Source organism: Arthrobacter castelli DSM 16402 (assembly GCF_000430705.1).
In the GTDB taxonomy this organism is placed as follows: Bacteria; Actinomycetota; Actinomycetes; order Actinomycetales; family Micrococcaceae; genus Arthrobacter_C; species Arthrobacter_C castelli.
The window spans coordinates 234,623-256,402 of sequence record NZ_AUMN01000002.1; the positions used below are offsets into that span (position 1 = coordinate 234,623).

18 protein-coding genes and 1 tRNA gene are annotated in these 21,780 nt (G+C 63.8%); 8 read left to right on the plus strand and 11 right to left on the minus strand.

Going from position 1 to position 21,780, the window contains the following annotated elements:
- Positions 1-3: 3 nt before the first annotated feature.
- On the minus strand, positions 4-1,308 hold the full coding sequence (locus H535_RS0103655; RefSeq protein WP_026818475.1) for a M20/M25/M40 family metallo-hydrolase: 1,305 nt from the start codon (positions 1,306-1,308) through the stop codon (positions 4-6).
- A 170-nt stretch (positions 1,309-1,478) separates the two neighbouring features.
- On the opposite strand from H535_RS0103655, the gene H535_RS0103660 reads away from it, so the two are divergent.
- Together H535_RS0103660 and H535_RS28875 are read left to right on the plus strand one after the other, a co-directional pair.
- Positions 1,479-1,564, plus strand: a tRNA-Leu gene (locus H535_RS0103660).
- A 149-nt stretch (positions 1,565-1,713) separates the two neighbouring features.
- The gene (locus tag H535_RS28875; RefSeq protein WP_155838522.1) at positions 1,714-2,238 is read left to right on the plus strand and encodes a hypothetical protein; all 525 of its coding nucleotides are present in this window, start codon (positions 1,714-1,716) and stop codon (positions 2,236-2,238) included.
- 400 nt (positions 2,239-2,638) lie between these two features.
- Here H535_RS28875 and H535_RS0103675 read toward each other — a convergent pair whose 3' ends face one another.
- The 5 genes from H535_RS0103675 to H535_RS0103695 all read right to left on the minus strand — a co-directional run bounded on the left by H535_RS0103675 (position 2,639) and on the right by H535_RS0103695 (position 8,051).
- Positions 2,639-3,208 carry an RDD family protein gene (locus H535_RS0103675; protein ID WP_162144849.1) on the minus strand — a complete coding sequence of 190 codons (570 nt, stop codon included), beginning with the start codon at positions 3,206-3,208 and terminating at the stop codon, positions 2,639-2,641.
- Between the two features lie 82 nt (positions 3,209-3,290).
- Positions 3,291-4,265, minus strand: a complete 975-nt coding sequence (locus H535_RS0103680; protein ID WP_245580144.1) for a trypsin-like serine peptidase — start codon at positions 4,263-4,265, stop codon at positions 3,291-3,293.
- Positions 4,266-4,447: 182 nt separating this feature from the next.
- Positions 4,448-5,365 (minus strand): MaoC family dehydratase, encoded by a 918-nt coding sequence (locus H535_RS0103685; protein WP_026818479.1) that lies wholly within the window; start codon positions 5,363-5,365, stop codon positions 4,448-4,450.
- Positions 5,362-6,702, minus strand: coding sequence for a 3-oxoacyl-ACP reductase (locus H535_RS0103690; RefSeq protein ID WP_026818480.1), 1,341 nt, complete (start codon positions 6,700-6,702; stop codon positions 5,362-5,364). Before H535_RS0103690 ends, H535_RS0103685 begins: the two co-directional genes overlap by 4 nt.
- Positions 6,703-6,710: 8 nt before the next feature.
- Positions 6,711-8,051 (minus strand): acetyl-CoA C-acetyltransferase, encoded by a 1,341-nt coding sequence (locus H535_RS0103695; protein ID WP_026818481.1) that lies wholly within the window; start codon positions 8,049-8,051, stop codon positions 6,711-6,713.
- Positions 8,052-8,119: 68 nt separating this feature from the next.
- Between H535_RS0103695 and H535_RS23280 the strand changes: the two genes are divergently transcribed.
- Positions 8,120-8,842, plus strand: coding sequence for a TetR/AcrR family transcriptional regulator (locus H535_RS23280; protein WP_211236515.1), 723 nt, complete (start codon positions 8,120-8,122; stop codon positions 8,840-8,842).
- The gene (locus tag H535_RS0103705) at positions 8,839-10,986 is read left to right on the plus strand and encodes an acyl-CoA dehydrogenase family protein (protein WP_026818482.1); all 2,148 of its coding nucleotides are present in this window, start codon (positions 8,839-8,841) and stop codon (positions 10,984-10,986) included. Before H535_RS23280 ends, H535_RS0103705 begins: the two co-directional genes overlap by 4 nt.
- Positions 10,987-11,022: 36 nt before the next feature.
- On the opposite strand, the gene H535_RS23285 is transcribed toward H535_RS0103705, so the two are convergent.
- Positions 11,023-11,463: a helix-turn-helix domain-containing protein gene (locus H535_RS23285; protein WP_051298451.1), complete on the minus strand. Its 441-nt coding sequence runs from the start codon at positions 11,461-11,463 to the stop codon at positions 11,023-11,025.
- Between the two features lie 40 nt (positions 11,464-11,503).
- Between H535_RS23285 and H535_RS0103715 the strand changes: the two genes are divergently transcribed.
- The gene (locus H535_RS0103715; protein ID WP_026818483.1) at positions 11,504-12,022 is read left to right on the plus strand and encodes a VOC family protein; all 519 of its coding nucleotides are present in this window, start codon (positions 11,504-11,506) and stop codon (positions 12,020-12,022) included.
- Positions 12,023-12,057: 35 nt separating this feature from the next.
- Here H535_RS0103715 and glgA read toward each other — a convergent pair whose 3' ends face one another.
- A complete protein-coding gene (glgA, locus tag H535_RS0103720) occupies positions 12,058-13,263 on the minus strand; it encodes a glycogen synthase (RefSeq protein WP_026818484.1) in 1,206 nt (401 codons plus the stop codon).
- Positions 13,264-13,356: 93 nt separating this feature from the next.
- Here glgA and glgC point away from each other — a divergent pair, with 93 nt between their 5' ends.
- Positions 13,357-14,601, plus strand: coding sequence for a glucose-1-phosphate adenylyltransferase (glgC, locus tag H535_RS23290; protein ID WP_035768218.1), 1,245 nt, complete (start codon positions 13,357-13,359; stop codon positions 14,599-14,601).
- Positions 14,602-14,645: 44 nt separating this feature from the next.
- On the opposite strand, the gene H535_RS0103730 is transcribed toward glgC, so the two are convergent.
- The 3 genes from H535_RS0103730 to H535_RS0103740 are packed head-to-tail and all read right to left on the minus strand — an operon-like array spanning position 14,646 to position 18,029.
- A complete protein-coding gene (locus H535_RS0103730) occupies positions 14,646-15,497 on the minus strand; it encodes a transglutaminase family protein (RefSeq protein ID WP_026818485.1) in 852 nt (283 codons plus the stop codon).
- Entirely contained in the window at positions 15,494-16,420 is a 927-nt protein-coding gene (locus tag H535_RS0103735; protein ID WP_026818486.1) for an alpha-E domain-containing protein, read from the minus strand. Before H535_RS0103735 ends, H535_RS0103730 begins: the two co-directional genes overlap by 4 nt.
- A 58-nt stretch (positions 16,421-16,478) precedes the next feature.
- Positions 16,479-18,029, minus strand: a complete 1,551-nt coding sequence (locus H535_RS0103740) for a circularly permuted type 2 ATP-grasp protein (RefSeq protein ID WP_026818487.1) — start codon at positions 18,027-18,029, stop codon at positions 16,479-16,481.
- Positions 18,030-18,137: 108 nt separating this feature from the next.
- On the opposite strand from H535_RS0103740, the gene H535_RS0103745 reads away from it, so the two are divergent.
- Together H535_RS0103745 and pepN are read left to right on the plus strand one after the other, a co-directional pair.
- Positions 18,138-19,130 (plus strand): YeiH family protein, encoded by a 993-nt coding sequence (locus H535_RS0103745; protein WP_026818488.1) that lies wholly within the window; start codon positions 18,138-18,140, stop codon positions 19,128-19,130.
- 9 nt (positions 19,131-19,139) lie between these two features.
- Positions 19,140-21,779: an aminopeptidase N gene (gene pepN, locus H535_RS0103750; RefSeq protein WP_026818489.1), complete on the plus strand. Its 2,640-nt coding sequence runs from the start codon at positions 19,140-19,142 to the stop codon at positions 21,777-21,779.
- The last annotated feature ends 1 nt before the right edge of the window (position 21,780 follow it).

The window sequence follows — 21,780 nt, forward strand, 5'->3', positions numbered from 1 at the left end:
GTTCTAATACGTACTCAACAACCGGTCCAGGACCCTGGTGCCGAATTTCAAGGATTCGACCGGAACCCGTTCGTCGACACCGTGGAACATGCCGGTAAAGTCCAGCTCCGGCGGTAACTGCAGGGGCGCGAAGCCGTACCCGGTGATCCCCAGCCGGCTCAGGGACTTGTTGTCGGTACCTCCCGACAGCGTGTACGGAAGCACCTTGGCCCCCGGATCCTGAGAATGCAGCGCATCGACCATCGAGTCGACCAGGTTGCCGGAGAAGGGAACCTCCAGCGGGACGTCCTTATGGTCGTAGCTGACGTCGACGCCGTCGCCGGCCAACTCCTGGATGATCTCCAGCACCTGCTGGTCCTGTCCGGGAAGTGTCCTCGAATCCACCAGTGCCTCGGCCGTTCCCGGGATCACGTTGTGCTTGTAACCACCCTTGAGCACCGACGGGTTGGCGGTGTTCTGCAGTGTGGCACCGACAAAGCGGGAGACATTCCCCAGTTCAGCAAGCAGCTTGTCCGGATTATCCGGGTCGAATTCGACGCCGGTCATCTCGGTCACGCTGTCCAGGAACTGCCGCGTGGTCGCCGTCAGCTCGATCGGCCACTGGTAGTCGCCGATCCTGGTGACTGCACGCGCCAGCTTAGTGATGGCATTGTCGGTGGTGATCTGTGAGCCATGGCCGGCCCGGCCGTGGGCGGTGAGACGAAGCCAGGAAATCCCTTTCTCCGCAGTCTGCAGCAGGTACGCCCGCTGTCCGCCGATCTGTGCCGAGAACCCGCCGACCTCGGAGATGGCTTCAGTGGCTCCTTCGAACAGCTCGGGGTGGTTGTCCACCAGCCAGGAGGCGCCGTACTTGCCGCCTGCCTCCTCGTCGGCGAAGAAAGCGAAAATCAGGTCGCGTTTCGGCTTCCGGCCGGTGCGGGCGAAGGCGCGGAGGACAGAGAGGATCATCGCGTCCATGTCCTTCATATCGACGGCGCCACGACCCCAGATCAGCCCGTCGGCCTCCTCGGCCCCGAACGGATCACGTGCCCAGTCCTCCTTCATCGCAGGAACCACGTCCAGGTGACCGTGCACCACCAGCGCATCTGCCGATGAGTCCTGGCCCTCCATCCGCGCCACCACGGACGCGCGGCCGGGTTCAGACTCGAAAATCTGCGCCGTGAGTCCGGCTTCCTCCATCAGAGCCGCTGCGTATTCGGCCGCAACACGTTCGCCGGGCCCCGACCCGTCCCCGAAATTCGAGGTGTCGATCCGGATCAAATCCTGGCAAATGCGCGTCACTTCGTCTTCGGCGGTGGCAGGGTTCACGACTGACTCCTCGCTGCGTTGAAATGGCCTGAATACCCCACCTTATCCATCCCTTCGCCGTCGATGCCCGAAGGGCGCCGAGGATTCAGAACTTCGGCGTCGATCATGGTATTGTTTTTCTCGCTGCTTTCTTCGCGTCGGGCAATGAACGACGGCGGGAAAGACCACCTGCGCGGGTGGCGGAATAGGCAGACGCGCTAGCTTGAGGTGCTAGTCCTCGTATTAGAGGGTGGGGGTTCAAGTCCCCCCTCGCGCACACAGGAGAACCCCGGGAATCCAAGGATTTTCCGGGGTTTTCTTCATCCCCCGGTTGTGCCCGGCAGCCGGCGGCCGGAAACCCAAGTGCTTAGCCCAAGCGGGCGTATCGTAGTGTAGGCAGAACTTCCCAACGCATACTGTTGGGGCATGGGACTGAATAGACACAAGGGCGATCAGGAAGAAGTCGAAGTTCTCGTGCCTGGTGGCCGCAAGGTCCGCGCGACAGTGCGAAACGGCAGGGTCCTGATGCCCAAACCAGCTTCGACGGTAGGAGCGAAGCGCGGGTTCCGATCAACGCGGAAAGGCGTAACAACGCTGCCTATCAAATCCCTCGAGCAGTCGTCCCAATACTCTCCGGATGCAGTTACCCGCCGTGTTATCGAGGTGCCGGGTAACAATACGGTTGCGGGCCTGTTGGGGGTAAGCAACGACCGGCCAAGCCGCTGGGCGACAGGAAGTGAGGCTCCCTCGGAGGAAAATCGCGCCCCGCTTGCTGACCTGGATTCCATGCTCGGCCAGTTGCTGACCGTTTTTACAGCGGGGCAGGCCGCACTATGGCTCAATGGGCACGATCCGTTCTTGAACGCCCGGCCCATCGACGTGTATCGGATCGAAGGGGCCGGCCCCGTCATTGAAGCCATGAAGGCCTACGAACAAGGCGCTTTCGCATAAATGGAGTTTTGGCGCGTATTCAACTGGAAGCCTGCTGCAACCGATCCAGCTACTAAACGGGCATCCAATGTTTACCTGGCCCCGCCAGGGCGCCGGACGAATAGACGATCCGCACCGCAGCATGAATACCTCGTCCTCTACCTGGGAGACTCCGCCGAAGGGGCCGTTGCCGAAGCGCTCGGACGATTCGCGCACTGGACACCTGCGATTCTGGAAGTTCCTTTCACCGCCACTGGGGGGAACTGTGAAGGCCGGTCCTTCACCCAACAGTGGGCCAGCGGGATCCGGGATGCGACCGGCCATGACGGGCTGTCCTGATGGTCGTACTATGACCCACAGTGGGCCAGTTTTGGGTTCTGGAATACCAACAGACTTCAATCGGCCGGCGAGCCCGAGGCACTTACGCTGGAGCACCCGGCGGTGATTTCCGCCGCCACGGCGATCCGACGAGTGATCGTCTAATGCCCTGCACGGGGCTTTTGGCAACCTGTGTGCCGGCCAGCCGGTCGGGAAGCGCCCGGCCCTTCCCGAAGAGGACACTGGCCATTATCGCCCCGATCAACGGATAGGTGACGAGGGCAGCGGACCACGTCAGCCGGTCCCTGTCCTCGAAACCGCCGAAGGCGGCACCGACGGCAACGACGTGACCAAGCTGCCATGGAAGACCGATCTTGACCGTATTGCGAAGGAGCAGTCGGCCATACCCGGCCGGAGCTAGGCTTCGATCGAGCACAACCAGATCATAGTGCCGCTTGCCCCTGGTGGCCCCGTGTTCCCTCTCTTGCCAGGTTGCGAACAGCGTCGCCACTGCCGGGGGCACCGCGCTCATAGCCATCACAAATCCACGCCTTCGTCCCCACCCTCTGGCATGGGCGACGATCCCAAGAGGCACGGTGCCGGCGGTGATCGCTGCGTAGCCGATACAGTCCCGCGCATAGGCCTTCACCCGGTCCGCCGCAAGTTCATCCATGGGGAAACTATAGCCGCCGCACATGGCGCATGCGGGAGTGTATCCGCTCTATTTCCCGTCGCTCTTTCGCAAGTTTCCTTGTTCAGGAATTGGACGCGCGGGAATACGCATCCTGAATTGACGCACCCCAATACGGCCCGAACATGGTGTTCGGAACGGTGGAGTAACCGAAACTGTTCACCGAGTTCTGCACACCGGTCGAGCTGGAGCCGATAAACCATGGTCCGCCGGAGGATCCACCGGTCATATCGCACGGGATGCCCTGCGATTGGGACTGACCGAATGAATCCTGAATTGCTGTTCCCGAGCACGAGTATAGATAGGCACCGTTATATGGAGGACCGGCGGGGTAGCCAAACGCCTTGTACTCCAGTCCGCGGGGCTGGTTAAAGGCAACTCCTGAAGCCCCCACTGTGTCGCTCAAGCTTGCGCTTCCGTTCGGATTGGAGACCACGGCAAAGCCGGTGTCGTAGCTGATATTGCCGGACCGTTCCCACTGCGAGGTTGCGTAGAGTGCCGTCGCGGCCCACACTCCGTAGGGCGCCTCGCCGTTCTGGTACGCGGGAACAAAGGCAAACTTGCTGGCCCACGCACCCGCGCCGTCCTTCAGGCAATGGCCAGCGGTGGCGACCGTGTTCTCGTTGTCCGACACCACCGAGTTGGCCGAGCAGACATAGTCTGCACCGCCCAGGGTGAAGAACACCTTTCCAATGTGTGACACCGGGTTTTCGGCAGCCGCGTGCTGCTGCACAGGCTCCGTCTTCGCCCCGGGGTTCGCATCACGCTCCGCCTGCTGGCCCTTGATCGTGGTGGGGATTCCGGCCACCGGATCGTTGCCGATACCCACTTCCCTGCCATCGGGCATCAGTGTGCTGCCGGGCTTGGCATCCTCCATTCGATTTTCGGTCCAGTAGGACGATACCGATGACTCGCTCTCGACCTGCTCCTTGGAAGCGCCATTGCTCCACGCAGTGGAGTTGTCCGCTTGAGCCGCGGCCGCCCCACCGAGCAACGCCGTCGCCATCATTGCCGATGCGGCTATTGCAGACCCTCTCATAGTCATGGATTTTGTCCCTCTTTCATGGATGAAATCGTACTGTCGATAAATTCGACCCTTGAAAGGACTAGCACGCAATGCCGCAAACGCGCCACCAGGAAATACGAATTTGCCGTAATCTATTCCAATTTATCCATTCGTTATAGACAAAACGGGGCACGTATGGCATTCTCTGTCGTTTCCTAATGAGGCAGCGGCGTCACCGATCCGGAGAAGTGCTTCCGTCCCGACCGCGGATTCCATCCCACATACTCCGTGCCGCTGCCCGCACCCGTGCCCCCATGCCGTGTCCCCTCAGGACCCCGTACCGACAGCGCAACTGTGGCCGGCAGGAACACCGGTGCGGCGAAGTCTATGTCCCAGCTGAAGGCTTCCACCCCCTCGGGACGCGCAGTCGCGAGCGCCCGGGAGGCGAGGTACATGCCATGGGCAATGGAGGCGCGCATCCCCAGCGCCTTGGCTGTGATTGCACTGAGGTGGATCGGGTTGAAATCGCCGGATACTGCCGCGTAGGCACGACCGGTATCCGCCCCCAGCCGCCATTTCGCGGTGGGCACCGGCGGGGCGAACCCGCTCCGCGGCGGGTTCTCCTCCGGCGCTTCGTCCAGCCCCGGAAGATGCACTCCCTTGGCCAGGTACGTCGAGACACCGCGCCACACGAGCTCGGCGGAGGACCTGACCTCCACAACCATCTCCACCTGGGTTCCCGACCGGTGGGCGGCCATATTCCGCGGCCATGCGGAAATGTCGAGCCGCTCGCTGAACAGCACCGTCCGGTAATGCTCCACCTGGTTGCGCAGATGGATCATCCCCAGCAACGGCAGCGGAAAATCGTCGGCAGTCATCACGCTCATAGCAACGGGGAACGCCAGCGCATGAATGAATCCTGACGGGAGGCAATCCCGGGCCGGCTCGCCCAGCAGGTGCTGGTACCGCGTCAGCTCGCCCACATCGACGGGCACCCGGTCAACTTCATGCCGCACCCATGGCAGCTGCTCGGCCGCCTGCTTCCTAAACACCCGGTCCCGCGCGGCGGCAGCGACCGCCGTACCGTAGAGACCGGGCAGCGACGGCACGTGGTCCAGCTTCATTGTGTTCATGCTCCCACCATGTTCTGTCCGCAGACCCGCACCACTTGCCCGGAAATCCCTCCGGCGGCGTCGCTGGCCAGGAACGCCACGGTTTCGGCCACATCCCCCGGGCGTCCGCCCTGCTGCAGGCTGCTCAGCCTGCGGGCCACCTGGCGGGTCGCCATTGGCATGCGTGCGGTCATCGCCGTTTCAATAAAGCCCGGTGCGACGGCGTTGATTGTCCCGCCGCTGTCGGCGAGCTGGCCGGCGCTGGCACGGACCATGCCGATGATTCCGGCCTTGGAGGCCGCATAGTTGGTCTGCCCGCGGTTGCCGGCAATACCGCTGGTCGAAGCCAGCGAGACAATCCGGGGTGCCTCGGAGAGCTGTCCGGAACCGAGCAGTTGTTCGTTGATCCGCAGCTGCGCCGCTATATTGACCTGAAGCACCGACGTCCAGCGGGACTCATCCATGTTGGCCAGCAGCTTGTCGCGGGTGATTCCCGCGTTGTGGACCATGATGTCGAGGCGGCCGTGACGGCCCAGCGCGTGATCCAGGATCCGCCGGCCGGCGTCGTCGGCGGTGATATCCAGCTGCAGCGCAGTTCCCTGGACCGCATTGGCCACCTCGGCCAGCGATTCACCCGCCGGGGGAATATCGACGACGACGACGTCGGCTCCGTCACGGCGCAAGGTCCTGGCGATGGCCGCGCCGATCCCCTGCGCGGCGCCGGTGACCACGGCGACCTTGCCGGACAGCGGCTTGTCCCAGTCTGCCGGGATGGTGGCTCCGTCACCGTCGACCCGGAGGAATTGGCCATCGACATACGCGCTGCGTCCGGACAGCAGGAAGTGGAGGGCGCCGGCCACGCTTGACGACGACGGGGCGGCATCCGGTCCCAGCAGAATGCCATTGCCGGTGGCCCCTCCACGCAATTCATGGGCGATGGAGCGCAGCAGCCCATCCACTCCTTGCCGTGCGGCTGCGGTGGCGGGATCATTTTCAGCTTCGGCCGGACGGGAAATGGTGACCATCCGGCCGCCGGGCCGCAGACGCTTCAACGCGGCGGCCGCTTCCAGCACCGGGCCCGACAGGTCGTCGGGATGCGCCACCTCATCGAGGGCCAGGATCACCGCGCCGTACTTCCCCCGGGGATCCGCGTGACGCCGTACGTCCAGACCCCAATCGAGCACGGTGGTTGCCGCCGCGTCGGCCCCGGCACCGGCGCCGACCACCAGCACCGGCCCGGGCACCAGCGGCGCGCCGGGCTGGTAACGGCGCAAATGGGCCGGCCGGGGCAGCCCCAGCTTCTTCGCCGCCGTCTTGCCGAGGGCCGAATTGACCAGATTCAGGTATTTATCTGCCACTGCCTCCCCTAACGTGCTTCCAAAATAGCGACGACGCCCTGGCCGCCGGCGGCGCAAATCGAAATCAGCCCGCGCCCTGATCCGGCTTCGTGCAATGTCTTCGCCAGGCTGGCGACAATCCGCCCGCCGGTGGCCGCGAACGGATGGCCGGCGGCCAGCGAAGAACCATTGACATTGAGTTTGCTGCGGTCGATAGTGCCCAGTGCGCCATCGAGGCCCAACCGGGTGCGACAGAATTCCTCGTCTTCCCATGCGGCGATGGCGCTGAGAACGGTGCCGGCAAAGGCCTCATGGATCTCGTAGAAGTCGAAATCCTCCAGCTTCAATCCATTGCGTGCCAACAACCGGGGCGCTGCGTAGACCGGCGCCATCAGCAGCCCCTCCTTGCCGTGCACAAAGTCGACGGCGGCAGCTTCGGCATCGACGACGTCGGCCAGGATCGGAAGGTCGTGGCCGCGGGCATAGTCCTCGGAACCCAACAACACGGTTGAAGCTCCATCGGTCAACGGAGTGGAGTTGCCGGCCGTCATGGTGGCCGGTTGGTCCAGGCTCCGGCCGAATACCGGAGACAGCTTGGCCAGTTTCTCCATGGAGCTGTCTGCCCGCATGTTGGAGTCCTTGGCCAACCCCCGGTACGGGGTGATCAGGTCATCGAAGAATCCGCGTTCATAGGCCGCGGCCAAATTCCGGTGGCTGGCCATGGCAAGCTCGTCCTGCGCTTCGCGGGTGATGTTCCAATGCGCCGTGGTCAACGCCTGGTGCTCCCCCATGGACAGGCCCGTTCGGGGTTCACCGGTGGTGGGAGCTTCGGGTGCCAGATCCTTCGGACGCAATTTGGCGGCAGCGGTTAGTTTGTCCTTCATGGTCTTGGCACGGGACAGGTTCAACAGCACTTGGCGCAGCCCTTCGCTGACCGCAATGGGCGCGTCCGAGGCGGTGTCCACTCCCCCGGCAATGGCCGATTCGATCTGGCCCAGCTTGATCTTGTTCACCATCGAGACCACCGTCTCCAGCCCCGTGGCGCAGGCCTGCTGGATATCGTAAGCGGGCGTGTCCCCGGCCAGCGCCGAGCCCAGCACGGCCTCGCGGGTCAGATTGAAATCACGCGAGTGCTTGAGGACGGCGCCGGCAGCCACCTCACCGATCCGCTCGTGCTGCAATCCAAATCGGGCCACCAGCCCGTCCAGGGCAGAAGTCAGCATGTCCTGATTCGACGAGTGGGCATATGCTCCGCCCGTGCGGGCAAAGGGAATCCGGTTGCCACCAATCACCACCGCTTTGCGCGGGGCGGCGGTGCCTGCCCCTCCCGCAGGAGTGGATGGTTCCGTCGGATGCTCGGGATTGGCCATTAATTCTCTCCTCAAAAGAGATGTGAAGAATATTATCGATACCCAGCGTACCTGATACGCTGGGTATCGTGAAGAATTCCGCACCCGTCGTGGACAGCGCGGAGGACGGCCGGTCCTCGCGCTGGAACGCCCACCGCAGCAGGCGACGCACCGCCCTGATCAAGTCGGCCCGGAAGGCCATCCATCGCCTGGGCCCCGGCGCATCCATGGAAGAGATCGCGTCCTCGGCCGGGACCTCAAAATCAGTCTTCTACCGCTATTTCGGCGACAAGGCCGGACTGCAGCAGGCCATGGGCGAGCTGGTGATCGGCCAGATGCAGGAGAAACTGGTGGCCGCCGCCCGGGCCGCAGACACTCCCCGCGAGGGCCTGCACGCCATGGTGTCGGCCTATCTGCAGATGGCCGAGACCTCACCGCACGTGTATGCATTCGTCACCCGGACCGACGGCGTCGACGCCCTCTCCAATCCGTCCGGCTCCCCGGTTTCTGGAACTATGAGCCATTTCTTCGCCTCCATCCGCCAAATGATGGAGGAGCCGATGCGCACCTACTTGCAAAACCAGCCGGCCGCCTACCTGCAGACCACGCTGGCGTATTGGCCCACCGCCGCCATCGGACATGTACGGGCAGCCGGGGAATTATGGCTGGGCACCGCTGACGGTCCGGACAAGCCCGGCCGCGAAGACATGGCCGAGAACATCACCCGCTGGCTCTTCGCCGGCATCTCCAACAACTCCCAAGACACCGGCATCCCAAGCCGGTCAGACAACAGAGGAACTGAGAGTCAATGAGTCAAGCCAGTCAGGCTACTTCCGCAAGGAAGACCACCGGCAACAGCAACCATGCCGGCCTGGACACCATGTACGACGACGACAGCAGCCCGTCCGTGGACGTTGCGGTACTGGGCGAGGCCGTGCTGGGCCGTTGGGCGGAGGTCCGCCGCACGGCACGTGAACTCGTGGGCCGTGATGAAACACACCGGATTGAAGGACAGTCGCTGGCGGATCACCGCAAGCGGGTACTGGGACAGCTGCACTACCTGGTGGAAAACAAGGCAGTGCACCGGGCCTTCCCGAAATCCCTGGGCGGCAGCGACGACAATGGCGGGAACATCGCCGGGTTCGAGGAGTTGGTCGTCGCCGACCCGTCGCTGCAGATCAAGGCGGGAGTGCAATGGGGGCTCTTCGGGTCAGCCGTGCTGCATCTGGGCAATGAAGAACACCACCGCAAATGGCTGCCCGGAATCATGAATATGGAGATCCCGGGATGCTTCGCCATGACTGAGACCGGCCATGGCTCCGATGTCGCCAGCGTCGCCACCACGGCAACCTACGATCCGGACACCGACGAGTTCGTCATCAATACCCCGTTCCGGGCGGCCTGGAAAGAGTACATCGGCAACGCCGCGCTCGATGGGGTTGCCGCCGTCGTCTTCGCCCAGCTGATCACCAAGGGCGTCGACCACGGTGTCCACGCGTTTTACGTGCCGCTGCGCGACGAGGCGAACGCCTTCCTCGACGGCGTCGGCGGCGAAGATGACGGGTTCAAGGGCGGTCTGAACGGCATCGACAACGGTCGGCTGCACTTCACCAACGTGCGCATCCCCCGCACCAATCTGCTCAATCGCTACGGCGACGTGGATTCCGACGGGACCTACACCTCCCCCATATCCACCCCGGGGCGGCGCTTCTTCACCATGCTGGGAACCCTGGTGCAGGGGCGGGTTTCGTTGGACGGAGCGGCCGTGGCAGCCAGCAAGGTGGGGCTGAAGATCGCCATCCAATACGGCTCGGAGCGCAGGCAGTTCAACGCTTCCTCGGACACCACCGAAGAGGTCATCCTGGACTACCAGCGCCATCAACGCCGACTGCTGCCCCGGCTGGCGGAAACCTATGCAGCGGCGTTCGCCCACGAAGAGCTGCTGGAGAAGTTCGACGACGTCTTTTCCGGCCGCCACGATTCCGACGAAGACCGCGAAGACCTGGAAACCCTCGCGGCGGCCTTGAAATCATTGTCCACGTGGCATGCGCTGGACACCCTGCAAACCAGCCGCGAAGCCTGCGGCGGGGCGGGGTTCATGACCGAAAACCGGCTCACCTCGCTGCGGGCGGACCTGGACGTCTATGCCACGTTCGAGGGTGACAACACAGTATTGCTGCAGTTGGTGGCCAAGCGCCTGCTCGCCGACTACGCCAAGGAGTTCAAGAACGTCGACTTTGGCATCATGGCCCGTTTCGTGGCGGACCAGGCCGCCGACCTGACCCTGCACCGGACCGGCCTGCGCCGGGCGGTGCAGGCCGTCGCCGACAGCGGCGACGAACGCCGCTCCGCCGTCGCCCTGCGCGACGAGGAGACCCAGCGCTCGCTGCTGACCGACCGGGTGGAGACCATGATCGCCGGCATCGCCGGTGAGCTGAAGCCGGCCAGCCGGATGTCGACCGCGGAGGCGGCGAAGCTAGTCAACACCCAGCAGCACGAACTGATTGAAACCGCCGTCGCCCATGGAGAACTGCTGCAGTGGGAGGCATTCACCACCGCCCTGCACGGGATTTCCGATCCCGGCACGCGCCAGGTGCTGACCTGGCTGCGCGACCTTTTCGGGCTGAGCCTGATTGAGCGCAACCTGTCCTGGTACCTGATGAACGGGCGTCTTTCGAATCAGCGCGCCAGGACACTGGGAGACTACATCAACCGGCTGTTAGCGCGGTTGCGTCCCCACGCCCTCGACCTGGTGGATGCCTTCGGATACGACCAGCAGCATCTGCGGGCACCGATTGCCAGCGGCGAAGAGGCACAGCGCCAGCAGGAGGCGATGGAACACCTCAGGGCCGAGCGGGCCAGCGGTCATGCACCCATCGACGAGAAGGTATTAATCGAGCGGGTGAAGGCCGCCGGCAAGAAGATCAACAAGAAGGCCCCGCGCAAGAAGGCTTAGGGCGGACAGGCTCGACGCCGCCTCACACACCGGGCCTCACGCACCGGGATAGCGCCGGGGCGTGAATCCGACGACCGTGCGGAATTCCCGCGTCAGGTGCGCCTGGTCCGCGAAGCCCAGCCGGGAGGCCAGCGCGCCCAGGTCCGCGGCAGGATCTGCCCGCACCCGTTCGGCTGCATCCTGCAGTCGGCGCCGACGGAGCAACAACACCGGTGACATGCCAACGTACCGGGCGGCGAGCCGTTGAACACTCCGCTGCGACACATGCAGCCGCGCCGCCAGGTCGCCCACCGAGCGGATGTCCGGATCCGCGTCGATGAGATCCACCAGCTCATTGGCGATCATGCCTTCCGTGACCGCTTCCCGGGCGACCTTAGCCGCACGGGTGCGCACGTAATCCGCCAGCAGCCCCGATGCCCCCCTGGCGATCCCCGACGGCCATGGCTTCGGCAACCGACCGATGCAGGTCCGGATCATCAATCCGGACCTTCCCGTCCAGCAGTGCGGCGTGACGTCAATGAACACCAACGACATCGTCCAAGCCGCAAGCGGAATCCACACCACCGATGGCACGCCCCATGGATTTACTGCCCTGACACCGTTTATCGCCGTCACAGGCGCCGCGGATGCACTGGACTTCTACAGCAACGTCTTCGACACCGACGTCACTGACCGCACGGACATGCCCGGCCCTGACGGGTCTCCTGTTGTTGTCCATGCAACCCTCGACTTCGGCAACGGACGCTTGCAGGTCGGCGAGACGAACCCCGCCTTCCACCTGCTCGGTCCACCGGCCGGCGATGACGATTGCTACTCGATGGGGCTGTATGTGCCCAACGTCGACGCGGTGACCGAACGTGCTGTCGCAGCCGGTGCCACGGTCCGGGAAGAGGTGACGACGTTCGTTTCCGGCGACCGGTTCGGCAGCATCCGCGATCCCTTTGGGGTGCGCTGGTCGGTGATGACCCGGGTTGAGGACCTGTCCGACGAGGAAAGCTCCCGGCGCGTCGCCGAGTGGGCGGCCTCTATGGCGTGATCTCCGGTCGGATGATACGGGTTCGTCGTACGGGTTCAGGCGCGCACTGACTCGTATACCTGTTCAGTCGACTCCGCGATAGTCGACCAGGAGAAGTGTTCTTCGACCCGGCGGCGGCCGGCTTCACCCATCCGCGCGGCTGCCTCCGGGTCTGCAACCACCCTGCTCAGCGCCGCGGCGAAGTCGGCCACGAATTTCTCCTCGTCGATCGGAGTTCCGGTTCCATCGGATTCCTGCTGCAGCGGAACCAAGGCTCCCGTTTCGCCGTCGACGACGACCTCCGGGATACCGCCGGTGGCGCTGGCCACCACTGCGGTGCCGCACGCCATAGCTTCCAGATTCACGATGCCCAGCGGCTCGTAGATCGAAGGGCAGGCAAAGACGGTGGCGCTGCTGAGCACCTGGATCAGTTCGTCACGGGGCAGCATCCGTTCAACCACAACGACCCCGTCACGTTCAGCCTGGAGCCGGGTGATCAGCGCGTTGACCTCGTCAGCGAGTTCCGGGGTGTCGGCCGCCCCGACACACAGCACCAGCTGGACCTCCGGCGGAAGCGAAATCGCGGCCTTGAGCAGGTAGGGAACTCCCTTCTGCCGGGTAACGCGGCCGACGAAGGCCACGCTCGGCCGGTCCGGGTCGACGCCGAGTGCGCGCATGGCACCGTCCGCGTCGTCGTTGGCTGCAGGCTGCCACCGTTCGACATCAATGCCGTTATGGATGACATGGACCTTGCCCGGGTCGACTTGGGGGTAGCAACGCAGAATGTCGTTCCGCATGCCGGCCGATACGGCGATGACCGCCGCCGCCCCTTCATAAGCCGTTCTTTCCGCCCAGGAGGACAGCGCGTAACCGCCGGCGAGCTGTTCAGCTTTCCACGGGCGCAGCGGTTCCAGGCTGTGCGCGCTGAGTACGTGCGGGATACCGTGCAGCAACGATGCCAGGTGCCCGGCCATATTGGCATACCAGGTGTGCGAGTGGACCACGTCGGCGCCGGCGATCCCGGGCAGCATCTTCACGTCCACGCCCAAGGTCTGCACCGCGGAATTCGCGCCCGCGATATCGGCCGGGACTTCATAGTTCGAAACCTGCGCTCCGTGATAGTCAGCCTCGCGTGCGCCGCCAAAACAGTGCACACGAAGTTCCATCCGCCCGGCCAGCACGCGGCTCAATTCGGCCACATGGACGCCGGCACCTCCATAGATCTGAGGCGGAAATTCTTTAGTCACAATATCTACGCGCACCCTCCCAAAGGTAGTGCAAACGCCGCGTCTGGCCTAGTGTGAAGGCACTGGCAGGCTGAACGGCCGGCTGCAAACAGCCCAGGGGGTACTGAGATGGCGAAAAAGAAGGTACTGGCGATTGTGCTGGCCGGCGGCGAGGGCAAGCGCCTGATGCCCTTGACGGCAGACCGGGCCAAACCTGCGGTCCCCTTCGCCGGCAGCTACCGGCTGATCGACTTCGCCCTCTCAAACCTGGTCAATTCGGGGTACCGGCAAATCGTGGTTTTGACCCAATACAAGTCGCACAGCCTGGACCGGCACATTTCCGAGACCTGGCGGATGTCCATCCAGCTGCAGAACTACATTGCCTCGGTACCAGCCCAGCAACGCATCGGGAAGAACTGGTTCCAAGGTAGCGCAGACGCCATCTTCCAGTCGATGAACCTGATCCAGGATGCGCAACCGGACATTGTCGTCGTCGTCGGGGCCGATCACGTGTACCGGATGGATTTCGACCAGATGGTCGAACATCATATCGCCAGCGGCGCCTCCGCGAGCGTGGCAGCCGTACGGCAGCCGCGGGAGCTGGTCAACCAGTTCGGCGTCATCGAAGTCGACCCGAGTGACCAGAAACGGATCAGCGCCTTCGTGGAGAAGCCGGAGAGCACGCCCGGATTACCGGATGATCCGACGCAGTTTTTGGCCTCAATGGGAAACTACGTGTTCAACGCAGACGCCCTGGTCGAAGCCCTGCAGTACGATGCAGAGCGGCTGGAGACGAACCACGACATGGGCGGCGACATCATCCCCCACTTTGTGCAGCGCAACGACGCCGCGGTCTACGACTTCACTGACAACGACATTCCCGGCACGGCCGAGCGGGACCGGCAGTACTGGCGGGACGTGGGCACCATCGACTCCTACTACGAGGCCCACATGGACCTGATTTCCGCGCTGCCTGTCTTCAATCTGTACAACCTGCAGTGGCCGATCTACACCCGGCAAAGCATCTCGCCGCCGGCCAAACTGGTGCACGGCCGGAGCACCCAGGGAAATGCCGTCGATTCCATCGTCTCCGACGGCGTCGTGATTTCCGGCGGCTCGGTGGATTCATCGGTGCTCTCCACCGACGTCTTCGTCGCCGACCACGCCCAGGTCTACGGCTCGGTGCTGTTGGACAACGTTTCCATCGGCGAAGGCGCCATCGTCAAGCGTGCCATCCTGGACAAGAATGTCCACGTGCCGGCAGGGGCCACGGTTGGCGTGGATCCGGATCTGGACAGGCGGCGGGGCTTCAAGGTCACCGATTCGGGCCTGACGGTGCTGAGCAAGGGTGAGCGGTTTCCCGACGAGGCATAGCACCAGCGGACCAGGCGCCTCAGGGGCCATGGTCAGGAACGGGGCTACGCCAGCCGGGTGACTTCCACCGACACATGCGGCTGGGAACCGCCGCCGCCCGAGAGGATGCCCTTCAACGGCGGCACATCCCGATAATCGCGGCCACGTGCGATTGACACATGGAAGTCACCCACCGGACCTCCGTTGGTCGGGTCCCAGCCCCGCCACTCGCCGTCGTACCATTCAATCCAAGCGTGAGATTCGCCCTTGACCGTCTCCCCGATGCCGGCGCTGGGCCGCGGGTGCAGGTACCCGGACACATACTGTGCGGGAATGCCCAGACCACGCAACACCCCGATGGCCAAGTGGGCCAGGTCCTGGCACACGCCCTTGCGTTCAGCCCAGGCTTCCTCGGCATTCGAATGCACGCCGGTGACCCCCTGCACGTAGTCCATCTCTTCGCGGAGCCACCCAAACACCGCATGCGCCGCTTCATAAGGATTCTTCCCGGCCACCACGTCCCGGGCCTTTTGCTGCACCTCCTCGCCGGTGTGGCTCAGCCGGGTCTGCGGCAGCCAGTCGGCGAACGAGTCAGCCACCTCGTCGGAATGCAACTGCTCCCAGTCCAGCAATGCCTCTTCGGTCACGGCCGGGTCGCTGCGGGAAACCTCCACCGTCGTCGTGGCCGAAACGTCGAGCATTTCATGGGGGAACTGCATGTCGAACGTCGTCACCCTGGTGCCCCAGTAATCCCGGTAATTGCCCACCACGGCGTGGGTGGGCTTGATCTGCAGGTATGACTCCAGCACCACCTGGTTCTGGTCCGTCAGCGGCGTCATCCGCGCCTCGTTGTAGGACATCGACACCCGGTTGGCGTAGTCGTAGCCGGTGCGGTGGACTATGCGCAGTCTGGTCATGAAAGCTCACCTACCCAGGACAGATCCTCTGCCTGTGAGAAGTATTTGCGGGAAATGGCGTCCGACGCCTGTGCGGTGGCCTTCTGCACCCGCTCCATGTGTTCAGGCAGCTCGGACAGCAGGTCATCGGTCTGGTGGAACTCGAGGAACGTCCGCGCCTGGCCGACCACCCGCCGGGCGTCATTGCCAAAGCCCACCCGCTGGTACGTGGGTTCAAGGCTTGCCAGGCAGGACTCCGCGTCGCTGAGGGCGTAGACAATGGAGCGGGGGAACAGACGGTCCAGCAGCAGGAATTCAGCAGCATGGTCATCCCCGAACGCCGCCTGGCGGGTGCGCAGGAACGATTCGTAGGCACCGGCGCACCGGAGCATATTCACCCAGGACATCGACGAGGACATCACATTCTGGGTCGAGAGCATCCTGGCCGTCATATCCGCCCGTTCCAGGCTGCGGCCCAGCACCAAAAACTGCCAGCCCTCGTCATGGCTGACCGTCGTGTCCGCCAGTCCGGTGACCATCGCGGTGCGCTCCAGCACCCAGTTGCAGAACCGGTAGGTTCCCACCACGTCCTTGCGGTGCTGGTTCAATCCGTACCAGGTGGTGTTCAGGCACTCCCACAGGGCCGAAGACACGGTCTCCCGGGCACGACGGGCGTTCTCCCTGGCAGCGCCCAGGGAACCGGAGATCGACGTTGGACTGGACCTGTCGTAGGCGAGTGCGTGCAGCAGATCGTTGACGTCGAATTCCTCATTGTCGGGACGGTTGCCCATCACGGCCAGCAGATCCCGGGACATGATGTGCTGTTCATCGGAGGGCATCTGGTTCAGCCGCTCCAAGTGGACGTCCAGAATCCGGGCCGTTCCGTCGGCCCGTTCCACATACCGGCCGATCCAGAACAGCGATTCGGCGATGCGGCTCAGCATGTTCCCACCTCCCCTTCCGGCATATGTCCGGCTCGTCCGGTGCTGTGTTGCTCGATGATCATTGCTGCTCCGTCTCCGCCTGCTGGTTTTGCCAGTCGCTGTCGGTGGACCGCCCGCTGGCCCGTTCGGCCACATGTTTTTGTCCCTGCTGCACCGGCCCCGGAACGCCGTCAGCCAGAACCCAGGTGTCTTTGGAACCACCGCCCTGGCTGGAATTGACGATCAGCGACCCTTCTTTCAACGCCACCCTGGTCAGGCCACCGGGCAGCACGTAGACGTCGTCGCCGTCGTTGATGGCAAAAGGCCGCAAATCCACATGGCGTGGCGCGAACTTGTCACCGGACATCGTCGGGACAGTGGACAGCTGCAGCACCGGTTGGGCGATCCATTCGCGGGGCTCGGCCAACACCTTGGCCCGCAACGCTTCCAGCTCCTCTTTGGACGCGTCCGGGCCGATCACCAGTCCCTTGCCGCCGGACCCGCCGACCGGTTTGACGACCAGTTCATCCAGATGAGCCAGCACATATTCACGGGACTGCTCATCCTCCAGCCGGTAGGTATCCACGTTATCGATCACCGGTTCCTCGTCCAGGTAATAACGGATCAGGTCCGGAACGTAGCTGTACACCAGTTTGTCATCGGCGACCCCGTTACCCACGGCATTGGTCACTGTCACCCCGCCGGCCCGGGCCGCATTGACAATACCGGGGCAGCCGAGCATCGAGTCGGAACGGAACTGCAGCGGATCCAGGAACTCGTCGTCAATGCGCTTATAGATCACGTCGACGCGCTGCTCACCGGCCGTGGTCCGCATATACACACGGTTCCCGCGGCAGATCAGGTCGCGGCCCTCCACCAGTTCCACGCCCATCAGACCTGCCAGCAGCGTGTGTTCAAAGTAGGCGCTGTTGTACACCCCGGGGGTGAGCACCACTACTGTTGGATCCTCCACACTGGGCGGAGCCGACTTCCGCAGGGCGGAGAGCAACCGTCGTGGGTACTCCTCCACCGGCCGGACGCGTTGCTGGCCGAATGCCTCCGGCAATCCCTTGGCCATGGCCCGCCTGTTCTCCAACACATACGACACCCCGCTGGGCACCCGGACATTGTCTTCCAGCACCCGGAACGTGCCATTGGCGTCTCGGATCAGGTCGATGCCCGAAATCATCACCCTGGCCCCGGCAACCGGGTCGAAACCCGACACCTCGCGATGGAAGTGCGCACTTGAGGTGATCAACCGCCGGGGGATGACCCCGTCTGCGACCACTTTCATGTTGCCGTACACGTCGTCAAGGAAGGCCTCCAGGGCCCGTACCCGTTGTTTCACGCCTCGTTCGACGATGTCCCAGTCCTCGCCGGAAATAATCCGCGGCACGATATCGATCGGGAACGGCCGTTCCTCTCCCGCATAATCAAAGGTGACGCCACGGTCCAGGAATGTCCGCGCCATGGAGTCGGCGCGGGCGGTGACGTCGGTGAGAGTCAGTTCTTCCAGCGCCCCGGCAATCTGTGCGTAGGCGTGCCGGGGAATCTGTCCCGGGGCGAACATCTCATCATAGGCCCCGGTCAGTTCCGCAGCCATTGAGTAGTCTTCGAAAAGGTCGGACATGCATTCAGCGTGCCATGGATGGGCGGTCGAACACATCCTGAAGCCCCACGATGGGGAACACGGCGAGCATAAGGGGCCTCCCCCGACTGGATAAATCCATCCCTGATCATGGACAGTGGTGGGGTGAGAAGCATCTGGCCCGGCCTGCTGGCCTGCGCGGCGGCAGCGGCGCTGTCCTTCCTGCTCCACTTCCTGATTCCCGCGCTGCCGGTGATGACAACCGCCGTCGTGCTTGGCATCCTGGCCGCGAATCTTCCCGGCGGACATGTCGCGGCCGGCGGAAGGCTGCAACCCGGGCTGTCCTATGCGGGAAAACACATGATGCGTGCCGGCGTCGTGCTGCTCGGACTCAAACTCAGCGTGATGGACGTGCTCCACCTCGGCTGGGAGACTTTCGCGGCTATCGCCGGGGTCGTGCTGCTGTCCTTCGCCGGAACGTACGGGATCGGCAGGGCCTTCCGGCTGCCTGGAGACCAACCGCTGCTCATGGCGGCCGGTTTTTCCATCTGTGGCGCCTCGGCCGTGGGAGCGATGAGCAATGCCCGCGGTACCCGTCAGCAGGACACGGTGGTGCCAATCGCCTTGGTCACCCTGTGCGGCACTCTTGCCATCGCGGTGCTGCCGCTGCTGATGCAACCGCTCGGCCTTCAGCCCATTGCCTTCGGCCGGTGGGTCGGAGCCTCCGTGCACGACGTCGGCCAGGTGGTGGCCACGGCCCAAACGGCCGGCCCTGCTGCGCTGGCGGCGGCCATACTGATCAAGCTGACCCGGGTGCTGCTGCTGGCTCCGATGGTGACGGCCGTCGCGGCGCTGACCCCGCGGAACGAGCACGGGAAGAAACCGCCCATCATTCCGTTGTTCGTGGCCGGTTTCATCGCCATGGTGGCCATCCGGTCCTTCGGACTCGTCGGTCCCGAGGTGCTCGACGTTGCCGGCCTCGTCCGTGACGTGCTGCTGGCCGCTGCACTCTTTGGGCTGGGCAGCGCTGTCCGGGTGCGACAGTTGCTCACCCAGGGCGGCAAGGCGATGGGTACCGCGATGCTTTCATGGCTGCTGATCGCCGCGCTCGGTTATGCGCTGATCCTCATCATTGGCGGGTGACGTGGTTAAATGGCGGCCGTGCATAACCTTAGTCGTAACGAAGCCGCCCGCCGCTCCCAGCTGATTTCAGTGCAGAGCTACGATATCTCCCTCGACCTGCGGACAGCGCCGGATCCGGACGCAGCCGGGTTCACCACCCAGAGCATCATTACCTTCACCTGCGGTGAGCCGGGCGCCGGAACTTTCCTGGATTTCATCGGCGCCGGTGTGCACAGCGTCATGCTCAACGGGCGGGCCCAGGACCTCGACGAAGTCGTCTCCGACGGTCGCATCGCCTTGGAGAACCTCGCCGCCGAGAACCAGGTCACTGTCACCGCCACGGGACTGTACAGCCGAAGCGGGGAAGGAATGCACCGCTTCGTCGATCCGGCCGACGGCAGAACCTACCTCTACACGCAGTACGAACCCGCTGACGCACGCCGGGTCTTCGCCAACTTCGAACAGCCGGATTTGAAGGGGCGCTACAGCTTCCACGTCATCGCTCCCGACGACTGGACCACGGCCTCCAACGGCGCCTTGGCCCAGCGCACGAAGCTGACGTCCGTGAACGGTCTGAGCCGGTGGGACTTCGCGGAAACGGAACCGATCTCCACCTACATCACCACCGTGCTGGCAGGCCCCTACTTCAGCGCCGACGACGCGTGGAGCCGGGAGCTGCCTGATGGCACCACGCTGGACATCCCCCTGACGGTCTTCAGCCGCTCCTCATTGGCGGATTCCTTCGATACAGACAATATCTTCGACCTGACCAAGCGCGGGCTCGATTTCTTCCACGACCTGTTCGGTGTCCCCTACCCGTTCGGCAAGTACGATCAGGCCTTCGTGCCCGAATACAACCTTGGCGCTATGGAGAACCCGGGGCTGGTCACCTTCACCGAGGCCTACATCTTCCGTTCCCGTGCCACCGACGCCCAATACCAAGGCCGTGCCACCACCATCATGCACGAGATGGCGCACATGTGGTTCGGCGACCTGGTCACCATGTTCTGGTGGGATGATCTGTGGCTGAAGGAATCGTTCGCCGACTACATGGGCACCCTGGCCGTGGCAGAAGCCACCGAGTGGGACAGCGCCTGGGTCAGCTTCGCCAACGGCCGCAAGGCCTGGGCCTATCTGCAGGACCAATTACCGACCACCCACCCCATCGTCGCCGACATCACGGATTTGGAAGCGGCCAAGCAGAACTTCGACGGCATTACGTACGCCAAAGGTGCCTCTGTGCTCAAGCAGCTGGTGGCGTATGTCGGCTTCGAATCCTTCATCGCCGGATCGCGGCAGTACTTCGCCGATCATGCCTTCGGCAACACATCGCTAAACGACCTGCTGGATGCGCTCAGCGCCTCCTCCGGCCGGGACCTGACCGAATGGTCGCGGCAATGGCTGCAGACCTCGGGCATCTCCACGCTGGAAGCGAAGGTGAAAGAGCACGACGGCGTCGTGCAAGAAGTGACAGTGGCGCAGGACGCCGTTGACCCGGTCAGCGGGCAACAGCAGCCACGGCCACACCGCTTGAAGCTCGGCTGCTACAACTTCGACGGCGATCGGCTGATCCGGACAGACTCCGCAGAGGCGGACATTTCAGGCGCTACAACGCCGGTTAGTGAGCTCACGGGCACCAGGCGACCGGCTCTGCTGTTGGTCAATGACGAAGATCTCACGTACGCCAAGGTCCGTTTTGACGATGTGTCGCTGGCCACTATCAGCGGACACCTCAGCGACATCGACGACGTCCTGGCACGCGCGCTGTGCTGGTCCGGGCTGTGGAACATGGCACGCGACTCAGTACTGCCGGCGCAGGACTATGTCTCCGCTGTTGAACGTCATGCACCGGCCGAAACAGATGTCGGGGTGACACAGAACCTGCTGCTCAATGCCCGTACCGCCATCGAACGCTACACCAGCGTGGAAGCCAGGGACGAAGTACGCGACCGCCATATGGCAGCCGTCGTCGAGCAGATGCAGCTGGCGCCTGCCGGTAGCGATCAACAGCTGGCCTGGGCGCGCGCCGCCGCGGCACTTGGCCGCAGCACGGACAGTCATTCCGAGTACTTCGCGCAGCTCCTCTCCGCCGATGCCACAATCGACGGACTAGTACTCGATCCTGAACTGAGATGGAAATTCCTTCAGGCCCTGACGGCCAACGGCCGCACTACCGAGGCCTTGCTGCTCGAAGAACTGGAGGCAGACAACACGGCATCCGGACGCGCCGGCTTCACCAGCGCCATGGCAGCGAGGCCGTTCGAAAGCGTCAAACGCGAGGCGTGGAACCAGGCCGTACACGGCAATGAACTCTCCAATGAGCTGCTGAGTGCCACCATTGACGGTTTCAACCAGGGACCGCGGCACCTGCTCGATCCCTACACCGCCAGCTACTTCGACGTCATTGAAGATGTGTGGCAGACCAAGAGCATCGAACTTGCCAGCCGAATCGTGCGCGGGCTCTTCCCCTCCGGCCAGGACCAAGGAAGTACCCCACCGGCCAGCCATCCCGTGGCAGTGAAGGCCGAGGCGTGGCTGCGGGATCACGGCGACGCGCCGGCGGCACTGCGTCGCATCGTCATTGAACAACGCGATCACCTGTTGCGGGCCTTGGCTGCCCAGGCCAAATCGGCAGCCACCACACCGGCAGCGACTGCCAGCCGTTCCTGAT

What these genes read in the sequence shown, in the direction of transcription:
- H535_RS0103740 (WP_026818487.1), bottom strand. Translation starts at nt 18,029, where the DNA reads ATGTCCGACCTTTTCGAAGACTACTCAATGGCTGCGGAACTGACCGGG.
- glgC (WP_035768218.1), top strand. Translation starts at nt 13,357, where the DNA reads ATGGCGAAAAAGAAGGTACTGGCGATTGTGCTGGCCGGCGGCGAGGGC.
- H535_RS0103695 (WP_026818481.1), bottom strand. Translation starts at nt 8,051, where the DNA reads ATGGCCAATCCCGAGCATCCGACGGAACCATCCACTCCTGCGGGAGGG.
- H535_RS0103745 (WP_026818488.1), top strand. Translation starts at nt 18,138, where the DNA reads ATGGACAGTGGTGGGGTGAGAAGCATCTGGCCCGGCCTGCTGGCCTGC.
- H535_RS0103685 (WP_026818479.1), bottom strand. Translation starts at nt 5,365, where the DNA reads ATGAACACAATGAAGCTGGACCACGTGCCGTCGCTGCCCGGTCTCTAC.
- H535_RS0103705 (WP_026818482.1), top strand. Translation starts at nt 8,839, where the DNA reads ATGAGTCAAGCCAGTCAGGCTACTTCCGCAAGGAAGACCACCGGCAAC.
- H535_RS0103715 (WP_026818483.1), top strand. Translation starts at nt 11,504, where the DNA reads ATGAACACCAACGACATCGTCCAAGCCGCAAGCGGAATCCACACCACC.
- pepN (WP_026818489.1), top strand. Translation starts at nt 19,140, where the DNA reads ATGGCGGCCGTGCATAACCTTAGTCGTAACGAAGCCGCCCGCCGCTCC.
- H535_RS0103675 (WP_162144849.1), bottom strand. Translation starts at nt 3,208, where the DNA reads ATGGATGAACTTGCGGCGGACCGGGTGAAGGCCTATGCGCGGGACTGT.
- H535_RS0103735 (WP_026818486.1), bottom strand. Translation starts at nt 16,420, where the DNA reads ATGCTGAGCCGCATCGCCGAATCGCTGTTCTGGATCGGCCGGTATGTG.
- H535_RS0103680 (WP_245580144.1), bottom strand. Translation starts at nt 4,265, where the DNA reads ATGAGAGGGTCTGCAATAGCCGCATCGGCAATGATGGCGACGGCGTTG.
- H535_RS0103730 (WP_026818485.1), bottom strand. Translation starts at nt 15,497, where the DNA reads ATGACCAGACTGCGCATAGTCCACCGCACCGGCTACGACTACGCCAAC.
- H535_RS28875 (WP_155838522.1), top strand. Translation starts at nt 1,714, where the DNA reads ATGGGACTGAATAGACACAAGGGCGATCAGGAAGAAGTCGAAGTTCTC.
- H535_RS23285 (WP_051298451.1), bottom strand. Translation starts at nt 11,463, where the DNA reads ATGATCCGGACCTGCATCGGTCGGTTGCCGAAGCCATGGCCGTCGGGG.